We start from the raw sequence: 10740 nt of genomic DNA, 5'->3' as shown, positions 1-10740 counted from the left end.
AGCCGGGGGCGCTGCCCCCGGCTACGGCGCGCCTCGAACCCCGGCGAGGCTCTGCTGCTTCAGCCCCGCCGGCGTCCGAGGCACGGGGTCCGGGTGCGGCGGTCCGGGGCGCAGCCCCGGGAAGGGGCGGGTCAGACGACCGCGCCGCGGCCCGGGTCGTCGTCGTCATCCTCGTCGCCGTGCTGCATGCGTGCGACCAGCGTCGCGAAGCCGCCCAGGAAGCCGCCGATCCCCAGCGTCGTCAGCCACCAGGTCATCTCCCACTGCAGGAGCACCGCCAGCAGCAGCAGGACCGGGCCGCCGACCACGGCCAGCCACGCGAACTTCGAGGTGGTGTCCGCCTCGGGGAGCTCCGGCTCCGGGGGAACGAAGTGACCCTCCTCCGCCGGAGTCAGGTCGTCCTCCTTCGGCTCCGCCAGCGAGTGGTCCCGGGGACCGGCCATGCCCACGCCCACGCCCGGGGCGAAGACCACGGAGCTGCCCAGCGCCGCCGGAGGCTCCGGCTCGGCGTCCGGCTCCGGCGTCGTGTCCGGCTCAGGCTCGGGGGCGGGCTTCGGCTTGGCGTCCGCCTTCGGATCCGGTCCGGATTCCGCGGGCAGCGGCTTGACGTCCTCCTCCGGCAGGAGGAGGTTCTCGATCGGCTTGAACGGCCGGGCGCCCGGCGGGTCCGGCGGCTCCTGCCCGTACCCGGCGACGATCGCCGCCCACGCTGCTTCCTCGTCCAGCGGCGGGACTCCGCCCGACTGCTCCTCGTGCTCAGCCACCGGCCTCCGCCCCCTCCCTGCCCACGCTCTCCGCCAGTCGGCCGACGAACGCATAACTGTCCGCGAAGATCCGCTCCGCGTCATGGTCCAACGTCGCGACGTGGTAGCTCTGTTCCAGCAGGGTCTCGGTGACGTCCGTCGAGGAGACACGGGCCAGGACCCGCGCGGAGTCGACGGGCGGTACGACGTGGTCCTGCGGGCTGTGCAGGAGCAGCAGCGGCTGCGTCACCTGGGGCAGCTCGGCGTCCACCAGCTGCAGGAACTTCCGCAGGGAGTGCGCGGCCCGGGTCGGGACCCGGTCGTATCCGACCTCCTCCGAGCCCGGCTTCGCGATGTCACTGGCGATGCCCGGCGTGGACCGGATGAAGTGCTGGGCCACCGGCAGGGCGAAGGCCAGCGGGTCGTGCACCTTGTTGGCCGGGTTGACGAGCACGATGCCGCTGATGGCGTCCCCGTGCTTGGCCGCCAGCCGCAGGGTCAGCGCCCCGCCCATCGACAGCCCGAAGACGAACACCTGCTCGCACCGGTCCAGCAGTTCCCGCAGGGCGCGGTCCACCTCGGCGTACCAGTCCTGCCAGCCCGTGAGCTGCATGTCCTGCCAGCGCGTCCCGTGTCCGGGCAGCAGCGGCAGCGACACCGTCAGACCCCGCCCGGCGAGATACTCGGCCCAGGGGCGCAGCGACTGCGGGGAACCGGTGAAGCCGTGGCAGAGGAGGACGCCGACCTCTCCGCCCTCGTGGCGGAACGGCTCGGCTCCAGGGAGGACGGGCACCAGGGTCTCCTTGATCATGACGTACGTCGGGTGGGTGCGTTGCTCTGTGTGACTTCACCGTACGCGACCGGGGTGGCACCGGCCAGGGTCGTCGGGCCGCTGCCGGTGTAGGCACGGGATATGGTCTGTTCGACAGACACAGGAAGGCTTTCGAGTTGATCTACGGCGCAATGAAGTTCTCGATCGGCGGTTCACTGAAGCTTGCATTCAGGCCGTGGGTGGAGGGCCTCGAGAACATTCCCGCGGAGGGGCCGGCGATCCTTGCGAGCAACCACCTTTCCTTCTCGGACTCCTTCTTCCTGCCGGCGGTGCTGGACCGCAAGGTCACCTTCATCGCGAAGGCGGAGTACTTCACCTCCCCGGGTGTGAAGGGCAAGCTGACGGCCGCCTTCTTCAAGGGCGTCGGCCAGCTCCCGGTGGACCGCTCCGGTGCGCGCGGGGCCGGAGAGGCCGCGATCAAGAGCGGCATCGAGGTCATCGAGCGCGGGGAGCTGTTCGGTATTTACCCCGAGGGGACGCGTTCACCCGACGGCCGTCTCTACCGGGGCAAGCCCGGCGGTCTGGCCCGGGTCGCCCTGGCCACCGGTGCGCCGGTGATTCCCGTGGCGATGATCGACACGGAGAAGATCCAGCCGCCCGGCAAGGTGGTCCCCAAGCTGATGCGTCCGGGCATCCGGATCGGCAAGCCGCTGGACTTCAGCCGCTACCACGGCATGGACAGCGACCGCTTCATCCTCCGCTCGGTGACCGACGAGGTCATGTACGAGATCATGAAGCTCTCCGGCCAGGAGTACGTCGACATCTACGCCACGGCGGCCAAGCGTCAGATCGCCGACGCCGAAAAGGCCGAAAAGGCCGCCAAGGCAGAGAAGTCGGACAAGCCGGAGAAGGCCGACGGCACGTCGGAGTAGTTGCGCGTGGGCGGTACCGCCCACGAGGGGTGGGGGAGATGGCGAAACGCGAACGCGTCGTGCGCATGTCGGTCGAGCAGCCGCTCTGGCGTGCCCTGACGGGGTACCGACTGCTGACCATGGTCTATGCGGTGCTGCTGTTCGCCTCCGCGTACAAGGAGTTCCCCCGCCCCGGGGTGGCGGCCGGCTACCTCGGCTTCCTCGCGGTCTGGACCCTCGCCACCTCCCGCAAGGTGGCGAACGCCGCGAGCTGCACCAAGGGCTTCCTCGTCGCCGACCTCACCGTCGCGATCGTGGGGATCGCGCTCACGCCGATCGCCGACACCCACGAGCGGATCACCGGGGGCGGTCCCACCCTCCCCACGATCTGGACCGGCGGCGCGGTCCTCGCCTTCGCCATCAAGGGCGGCTGGCGCTGGGCCTGTTTCGCCTCCACCTTCGTGGCCGCGGCGACGATCCTCATCCACGGCGGCCAGCCCACCCGGGACGCCCTGCACAACGTCCTGCTCGTCTGGGTCTCCTCGGTGGCCATCGGCTACGTCGTCGAGGTCGCCCGGGCCAGTGAGAACACCCTCGCCCGCGCCCTGGAGATCGAGGCCGCCACCCGCGAGCGCGAGCGCCTCGCCCGCGACATCCACGACGGGGTCCTCCAGGTCCTCGCCATGGTCCAGCGGCGCGGCAGCGAGCTGGGCGGCGAGGCCGAGGAGCTCGGCAGGCTGGCCGGGGAGCAGGAAGTGGCGCTGCGCACGCTGGTCTCCAGCGGGCTGGTCCATCCCTCCCGGGTCTCCCGCGACGAGTCGCGGGGCGCGCTGGTGGACACGTACGAGGAGGACGAGCCGGGCACCGACGACGGCGAGCTGGACCTGCGCTCGCTCCTCGCCCCGCACGCCGGGTCCCGCGTGAGCTTCGCCGAGCCCGGCACCCCGGTGCCGCTGCCGGTGCCCGCCGCGAAGGAACTGGCCGCGGCGGTCGGCGCCGCCCTGGACAACGTGCGCAAGCACGCCGGGGAGGGCGCGCGGGCCTGGATCCTGCTCGAGGACTGGGGCGACGAGGTGATCGTGACCGTTCGCGACGACGGCCCCGGCATCCCGGCGGGCCGGCTCGACCAGGCGGAGGGCGAGGGCCGGATGGGGGTGGCCCTGTCCATCCGCGGCAGGCTGCGCGATCTCGGCGGCAGCGCCGATCTGGTGTCCGTCCCCGGGCAGGGCACCGAAGTGGAACTGAAGGTACCCAGGGGGAGGACGGACAAGAGATGAGCGAGCGCACCGACGTGAACGACCGCAACGAACTGCACGAGATCAGGGTGATGGTGGTCGACGACCACCCGATGTGGCGGGACGCGGTCGCCCGCGACCTGGCCGCCGCGGGCTTCGACGTAGTCGCCACCGCCGGCGACGGAGCCGAGGCGGTGCGCCGGGCCCGCGCCGTCACGCCCGACGTGCTGGTCCTCGACCTCAACCTGCCCGGCATGCCGGGGGTGCAGGTCTGCAAGGAGCTGGTCGGCGCCAACCCGGCCCTGCGGGTCCTGGTCCTGTCGGCCAGCGGTGAGCACGCGGACGTGCTGGAGGCGGTGAAGTCCGGTGCGACCGGCTACCTGCTGAAGTCCGCCGGCGCCCAGGAGCTGATCGACGCGGTCCGCCGCACCGCCGCGGGCGACCCGGTCTTCACCCCGGGCCTGGCCGGGCTGGTGCTCGGCGAGTACCGGCGCCTGGCCACCGACCCGGTGCCGACGACCTCCGACGAGCCGAAGGCGCCGCAACTGACCGACCGGGAGACCGAGGTACTGCGGCTGGTGGCCAAGGGGCTGTCGTACAAGCAGATCGCCGAGCGGCTGGTCATCTCCCACCGCACCGTGCAGAACCACGTCCAGAACACCCTGGGCAAGCTGCAGTTGCACAACCGGGTGGAGCTCGTCCGCTATGCCATAGAGCGCGGCCTCGACGACGCGTAGACCGGTCCGCGGGACGCGCCCACCGCCCGTCGATCGTACTTACGTCCTCGTACGAGTGAACGGACGTACTCAACGCCTCACGATTCCACCGGAATTGCCTTCTCCGGTCCCCTTGCTGTGACCTGGGTCACCACTAGCGTGACCGTCATGGCGATTGGAGAATCCATGAAGGTCGGAGTGCTGACCGGCGGCGGCGACTGCCCCGGGCTCAATGCGGTGATCAGGGCCGTCGTCCGCAAGGGCGAGCAGGAGTACGGCTGCGGGTTCGTCGGGTTCAAGGACGGCTGGCGGGGCGCGGTCGAGGGGCGGACCGTCCCGCTCGACATCCCCGCCGTCCGCGGCATCCTCCCCCGCGGCGGCACCATCCTCGGCTCCTCGCGCACCAATCCGTTCAAGACGGAGAACGGCGTGCGGGACATCAAGGACAACCTCGCGAAGCACGAGGTGGACGCGCTCATCGCGATCGGGGGCGAGGACACCCTCGGGGTCGCGGCCCGGCTGTACGAGGAGTACGGCATCCCCTGCGTCGGCGTGCCGAAGACCATCGACAACGACCTGTCCGCCACCGACTACACCTTCGGCTTCGACACCGCGGTCGGCATCGCGACCGAGGCCATCGACCGGCTGCACACCACCGCCGAGTCCCACATGCGGGTCCTGGTCGTCGAGGTCATGGGCCGGCACGCGGGCTGGATCGCCCTGCACTCGGGGCTCGCGGGCGGCGCCAACGTCATCCTCATCCCGGAGCAGCGCTTCGACCTGGACGAGGTCTGCGCCTGGGTGACCTCCCGGTTCAGGGCGAGTTACGCGCCGATCGTGGTGGTCGCGGAGGGCGCGATGCCCAAGGACGGCGAGATGGTGCTGAAGGACGGCACCCAGGACTCCTTCGGGCACGTCCGGCTGTCGGGCGTGGGCGAGTGGGTGGCCAAGGAGATCGAGGCGCGGACCGGCAAGGAGGCCCGCACGACGGTGCTCGGGCACATCCAGCGGGGCGGCACGCCGAGCGCCTTCGACCGCTGGCTCGCCACCCGGTTCGGGCTGCACGCGATCGAGGCGGTGCGCGACGGGGACTTCGGGAAGATGGTCGCGCTCAAGGGGACGGACATCGTCCGGGTGCCGATCGCAGAGGCGACGTCGAAGCTGAAGACGGTGGATCCCGCGCTCTACAAGGAGGCCGGGGTCTTCTTCGGCTGAGCAGCGACCCGACGCCATGGGCCGTATCGTGACGAACGGCCCATGGTTCGAGGTGCGGGAGCAAGCGTGGAGATCCTGGCATTCGGTGTGACCGCCGACGAGAAGCCGCTCCTGGAGCAGGCGTTCGCGGGAGCGCACGAGGTCCGTTGCCTCGAAGTCTTCCTCGGCGAGGACACCGCGCCGATCGCCGCCGGGTACGAGATCGTCTCCTCCAGCGTCAACGCCGACCTGAGCGGCCGGGTACTGCGGATGCTGGCGGCGGGCGGGACGAAGATGATCGCCCAGCGGTCCACCGGCTTCAACAACATCGACCTGGACGAGGCCCGGCGCCTCGACATGACGGTCGGCCGGGTCTCGTACTACTCGCCCCACTCGGTGGCCGAGTTCGCCTGGGCCCTGGCGATGGCCGTGAACCGGCGGCTCGTCCGGGCGACGACCCGGACCCGGGACTTCGACTTCCGGCTGAACGGGCTGATGGGCCGGGACTTCCACGGCCGCACGGTCGGCGTGCTCGGCACCGGAAAGATCGGCGAGGCGTTCACGCGGATCGCGCACGGCTTCGGCATGCGTCTGCTGGGCTGGGACGTGGTGCAGAACCCGGCCTGCCTGGAGCTCGGCATGACCTACGTGGACAAGGACGAGCTGCTCGCGTCCTCGGACCTGATCAGCCTGCACGTGCCCCTGCTGGAGTCCACCCGGCACATCATCGACGCGGCCGCGCTGCGGCGGATGCGGGACGACGCGATCCTGGTGAACACCAGCCGCGGCGGGCTGATCGACACCGAGGCGCTGGTCGACGAGCTCCGGGCGGGCCGCTTCGAGGGCGTCGGCCTGGACGTGTACGAGGCGGAGGCCGGCGTCTTCTTCCTGGACAAGTCCCTGGAGGCCGTCGAGGACGACACCCTGGCCCGCCTCGTCACCTTCCCGAACGTCGTGGTGACCTCCCACCAGGCCTACTACACGAGGGACGCGGTGGACCAGATCATCGCCACCACCGTCGCCAACGTCGCCGACTACCAGGCCGGCCGCCGCTCCGAGAACACCCTCGTCCCGCCGGCGTAGGGCACGGCCCCGGGAGTTCACCCGGACTTCGGCATCCGGCCATACCGGCGGGCCGGAACGGGCCTTAGATTCGGCCACGTGGACGTCCCTACCGTGTTCCGCTGGATCATGCCGGCTTTTGCCGCCATCCAGCTCGTGTACGCCCTCCGGGCCCTGCGGCCCGCCCTCCGCGCCGAGCCGGGCCGGCGGGTGGACCCGTGGCTCACCTTCGCCGATCACGCGGTGGGCGCCGCGGTGTCGGCGGCGCTGGCGACCGGCAATCCCACCGCCCTCCTGTGCGGGCTGGCCGTGCTGGGCCCGATCCTGACCTGGCAGCTGGTGCGCCACCTCCGGGCCGGCGGGTCCCCGGGCGTCGAGAGCCGGACGGGCTGACCGCCCAGGGGGCGTCCGGCCCGTCCGGCGTGCGACCCCTCAGGCCGGGGACACCGCCCGGACCCCGGTCAGGAGCTCGCGCACCAGGTCCGCCCCGCGCAGGGTGAGGACCGACTCCGGGTGGAACTGGACCCCCGCGAAGCCCGCCGCGGAGCGAAGCGCGTGCACCTCGCCCGTGGCCGGATCGCGGGCCACCTCCACCCCGCGGGTCGCCAGCCGGCCGGCCAGGGCGTCGTCGCAGTGCGCGGTGTACGTGTTGTAGAAGCCGACGACCTCCTCGGCCCCGAACAGGTCGATCCGCATCTGCGCCCCCTGCGCCGGTTCCGCCTTGCGGAGCAGCGGGAGGCCCAGCTCGGCCGCCAGCAGCTCGTGGCCCAGGCAGACCCCGACCAGGCCGTGGCGGTGCCCGGCCAGCAGGTCGGCCGTCAGCGCGCGCAGCATCCGCATCTTCGGGTCCGCGGACTCGGCCGGATTGCCCGGGCCGGGGCCCAGGACGATCGGACCCTCCCAGGCCAAGGCCGCCGCCCGCAGCCCCGGATCGTCGTAGCGGCGTACGGACACCTCCAGCCCGGCCACCCGCAGCACGTGCGCCAGCATCGCCGCGAAGGTGTCCTCGCCGTCCACCACCAGCGCGTGGCCGGTCACCGCGGCCGGCCGCTCCTGCATCCGCAGCCAGAACGGCGCCAGATCCCGGCGGCGCGCCGCGAGTGCCGCCCGGACCCGGGGGTCGTCCGCCAGCCGGGCCCCCTCGAACGCCGGGCGCGGCGCCGCCGGCCGCACCCCGAGCGCGGCCAGCACCCCGGCCGCCTTCGCGTGGGTCTCCGCCACCTCGCCCGCCGGATCCGAGTGCCGGACCAGCGTGGCGCCCACCGGCACCCGCAGCACCCCGTCCGCCGCGATGTCGGCGGTGCGGATCAGGATGGGGGAGTCGAGGGTCTGCGCCCCCGCGGGGTCCAGGCCCAGCAGGGCCAGCGCCCCCGCGTAGTAGCCGCGCCCGCCGGCCTCGTACCGCTCGATCACCCGGCAGGCGTTCTGCACGGGAGAGCCGGTCACCGTCGCCGCGAACATGGTTTCCCGCAGCACCTCCCGCACGTCCAGCGAGGACCGGCCGCGCAGCTCGTACTCGGTGTGCGCGAGGTGCGACATCTCCTTCAGCCGCGGTCCGACGACGACCCCGCCCATGTCGCCGACCGTGCACATCATCTTCAGTTCCTCGTCGACCACCATCGACAGCTCCTCGGTCTCCTTGCGGTCGCCGAGGAAGGCGAGGAGGGACTCGGCCGTCGGCCCTCCGGCCGGATGGCGGTAGGTGCCGCTGATCGGGTTCATCACGACCGTCCCGCCGGACATCCGCACGTGCACCTCGGGGCTGGCCCCGACCAGCGTCCGCTCCCCGGTGTGGACGACGTACGTCCAGTACGCACCCCGCTCGCCCTCCAGCAGCCGCCGGAACAGCGCGAGCGCGTCGGCCCGGCCGAATCCGTCGATGCGGCCCTCGTAGGTGCGCCGGATGACGAAGTTCGCGCCCTCGCCGCGCCCGATCTCGTCCTCGATGACCCGTCGGACGGTGGCCGCGTACTCCTCGTCGGGGACGTCGAAGCCCCCGCCGTCGACCCGCACCGGGTGCCGCGGCAGCGCGGCCAGTGCCTCGGCGAGCGGGATCTCGTACGCCTCCTCGGCGACCAGCACGCTCAGCGGCGTCCCGTCGTCCCGTACGTCGAAGCCGCGCTCGCGGATCTGCCGGAAGGGGACGAGGGCGAGCGCCGGCAGCTCACCCACGGGCAGGTCGGCGAGGTGTTCGACCTCGTCCACCTGCCCGATCAGCACCTCGACGGTGTCGTGGTCGCGGCCGGGGGTCCGCCGGCGCAGCAGGGCGAAGGGCGGGCAGGAGGGGTCGAGCAGTCGGCTCAATCGGTTCTGTCGGCTGAGGTCCATGGGGCGGAGCATCCTTCCGGTGGGAGGAGCGGCCCCGGGATCCGACAACGGTCGAAAACGCGGAAGGCCGCCCCTCGGGGCGGCCTTCGCGTCGTGCGTGTCTTCAGGTACGCGCGAGAAGTGGACCGCCAGGAGCGGGCCACCACCAGGTCTGGTGCGAATGCGCGTACATGGTGGGCACCTTAGCCCAGACCGGCTCCGTGGCGCAGGATCTGTCTCACGGCGTGGGCTGAACCATGGATTCCGAATCGTCGGGCGCCCGGAACCTTTGAGCCGGTTCGTCTCACCTGGTGGGCGGGGGGCTGGATGCGGCCTGTGACGCCGTAATGTGTACGAGGTGACCGTGAACGCTGAAACCCAAGCCCCCGCCGCCAAGGCGACCTGGCGAGACCTTCCCGCGGCGCAGCAGCCTTCGTACCCCGATGCCGAGGCTCTGCGCGCTGTCGTCGCGGACCTCGAGTCGTATCCTCCGCTCGTTTTCGCGGGCGAATGCGACCAGCTGCGTGCCCGTCTGGGAGCCGTCGCCAAGGGCGAGGCGTTCCTGCTGCAGGGCGGCGACTGTGCCGAGGCCTTCGACGGTGTCTCCGCCGACCACATCCGCGCCAAGCTGAAGACGCTGCTCCAGATGAGCGCCGTCCTGACGTACGCCGCCTCCGTGCCCGTCGTCAAGGTCGGCCGCATCGCGGGCCAGTACTCCAAGCCGCGCTCCAAGGACACCGAGACCCGCGACGGCGTCACCCTGCCGACCTACCGCGGCGACTCCGTCAACGGCTTCGCCTTCACCGAAGAGGCCCGCGTCCCGGACCCCGAGCGGCTGAAGCGCATGTACAACGCGTCCGCCTCGACGCTCAACCTGGTGCGCGCCTTCACCACCGGTGGTTACGCCGACCTGCGCCAGGTGCACGCCTGGAACCAGGACTTCGTGAAGTCCAGCCCGTCCGGCCAGCGCTACGAGCAGCTCGCGCGGGAGATCGACAACGCGCTGAACTTCATGAAGGCGTGCGGCACCGACCCGGCCGAGTTCAAGGCCGTCGAGTTCTACGCCTCCCACGAGGCGCTGCTGCTCGACTACGAGGGTGCGCTGACCCGCACCGACTCGCGCACCGGCAAGCTGTACGACACCTCCGGCCACATGGTCTGGATCGGTGAGCGCACCCGCCAGCTGGACCACGCGCACATCGAGTTCTGCTCGCAGATCGCCAACCCGATCGGCATCAAGCTCGGCCCCACCACCACGGTGGACGAGGCGCTGACCTACATCGACCGCCTGGACCCCGAGCGCGAGCCGGGCCGGCTGACCTTCGTCGTCCGCATGGGCGCCGACAAGGTCCGCGACAAGCTCCCCGAGCTGGTCGAGAAGGTCACCGCGTCCGGTGCGACCGTCGCCTGGGTCACCGACCCGATGCACGGCAACACCTTCGAGGCGGCCTCCGGCCACAAGACGCGCCGTTTCGACGACGTGCTCGACGAGGTCAAGGGCTTCTTCGAGGTCCACAAGGCCCTCGGCACCCACCCGGGCGGCATCCACGTCGAGCTCACCGGTGACGACGTCACCGAGTGCGTGGGCGGCGGCGACGAGATCTTCGTCGACGACCTGCACCAGCGCTACGAGACGGCCTGCGACCCGCGGCTCAACCGCAGCCAGTCCCTGGACCTGGCGTTCCTGGTCGCCGAGATGTACCGCGACCAGTAGGGATCAGTCAGTACCTTCGTACGACAGTGGGGGGCGGATCGATGTGTTACGCGCCCCCCAGTTGTATACGGGGCGTTTATGTAACC

At 71.4% G+C, this 10740-nt stretch carries 10 protein-coding genes; 7 read left to right on the top strand and 3 right to left on the bottom strand.

The window, feature by feature from the left end; genetic code table 11:
- Positions 1 to 131: 131 nt before the first annotated feature.
- Complete coding sequence (locus ACWGE1_RS33030; protein WP_453424131.1) at positions 132 to 764, bottom strand: hypothetical protein; 633 nt, start codon at positions 762 to 764, stop codon at positions 132 to 134.
- On the bottom strand, positions 757 to 1536 hold the full coding sequence (locus tag ACWGE1_RS33025; RefSeq protein ID WP_385161249.1) for an alpha/beta hydrolase: 780 nt from the start codon (positions 1534 to 1536) through the stop codon (positions 757 to 759). Before ACWGE1_RS33025 ends, ACWGE1_RS33030 begins: the two co-directional genes overlap by 8 nt.
- Before the next feature lie 170 nt (positions 1537 to 1706).
- Here ACWGE1_RS33025 and ACWGE1_RS33020 point away from each other — a divergent pair, with 170 nt between their 5' ends.
- From ACWGE1_RS33020 to ACWGE1_RS32995, 6 genes are all read left to right on the top strand, one after another.
- Entirely contained in the window at positions 1707 to 2447 is a 741-nt protein-coding gene (locus tag ACWGE1_RS33020; RefSeq protein ID WP_453424133.1) for a lysophospholipid acyltransferase family protein, read from the top strand.
- A gap of 38 nt (positions 2448 to 2485) precedes the next feature.
- Positions 2486 to 3703, top strand: a complete 1218-nt coding sequence (gene macS, locus ACWGE1_RS33015; RefSeq protein ID WP_453424130.1) for a MacS family sensor histidine kinase — start codon at positions 2486 to 2488, stop codon at positions 3701 to 3703.
- Positions 3700 to 4398, top strand: coding sequence for a response regulator (locus ACWGE1_RS33010; protein ID WP_453424129.1), 699 nt, complete (start codon positions 3700 to 3702; stop codon positions 4396 to 4398). Before macS ends, ACWGE1_RS33010 begins: the two co-directional genes overlap by 4 nt.
- Before the next feature lie 165 nt (positions 4399 to 4563).
- Positions 4564 to 5592, top strand: a complete 1029-nt coding sequence (locus ACWGE1_RS33005; protein WP_453424132.1) for a 6-phosphofructokinase — start codon at positions 4564 to 4566, stop codon at positions 5590 to 5592.
- Positions 5593 to 5658: 66 nt separating this feature from the next.
- Positions 5659 to 6654 (top strand): 2-hydroxyacid dehydrogenase, encoded by a 996-nt coding sequence (locus ACWGE1_RS33000; RefSeq protein ID WP_453424128.1) that lies wholly within the window; start codon positions 5659 to 5661, stop codon positions 6652 to 6654.
- Between the two features lie 78 nt (positions 6655 to 6732).
- Positions 6733 to 7026: a hypothetical protein gene (locus tag ACWGE1_RS32995; protein ID WP_453424127.1), complete on the top strand. Its 294-nt coding sequence runs from the start codon at positions 6733 to 6735 to the stop codon at positions 7024 to 7026.
- Between the two features lie 39 nt (positions 7027 to 7065).
- On the opposite strand, the gene ACWGE1_RS32990 is transcribed toward ACWGE1_RS32995, so the two are convergent.
- On the bottom strand, positions 7066 to 8961 hold the full coding sequence (locus ACWGE1_RS32990) for an anthranilate synthase family protein (RefSeq protein WP_453424126.1): 1896 nt from the start codon (positions 8959 to 8961) through the stop codon (positions 7066 to 7068).
- A 337-nt stretch (positions 8962 to 9298) separates the two neighbouring features.
- Here ACWGE1_RS32990 and ACWGE1_RS32985 point away from each other — a divergent pair, with 337 nt between their 5' ends.
- The gene (locus tag ACWGE1_RS32985) at positions 9299 to 10654 is read left to right on the top strand and encodes a class II 3-deoxy-7-phosphoheptulonate synthase (protein ID WP_189736270.1); all 1356 of its coding nucleotides are present in this window, start codon (positions 9299 to 9301) and stop codon (positions 10652 to 10654) included.
- Positions 10655 to 10740: the final 86 nt, after the last annotated feature.

This window comes from Streptomyces sp. NPDC054932 (assembly GCF_053610205.1).
Note: the sequence above shows the minus strand (reverse complement) of the source record. Positions and strands in the feature narration are given on the sequence as shown.

What these genes read in the sequence shown, in the direction of transcription:
- ACWGE1_RS33020 (WP_453424133.1), top strand. Translation starts at nt 1,707, where the DNA reads ATGAAGTTCTCGATCGGCGGTTCACTGAAGCTTGCATTCAGGCCGTGG.
- macS (WP_453424130.1), top strand. Translation starts at nt 2,486, where the DNA reads ATGGCGAAACGCGAACGCGTCGTGCGCATGTCGGTCGAGCAGCCGCTC.
- ACWGE1_RS33010 (WP_453424129.1), top strand. Translation starts at nt 3,700, where the DNA reads ATGAGCGAGCGCACCGACGTGAACGACCGCAACGAACTGCACGAGATC.
- ACWGE1_RS33005 (WP_453424132.1), top strand. Translation starts at nt 4,564, where the DNA reads ATGAAGGTCGGAGTGCTGACCGGCGGCGGCGACTGCCCCGGGCTCAAT.
- ACWGE1_RS32990 (WP_453424126.1), bottom strand. Translation starts at nt 8,961, where the DNA reads ATGGACCTCAGCCGACAGAACCGATTGAGCCGACTGCTCGACCCCTCC.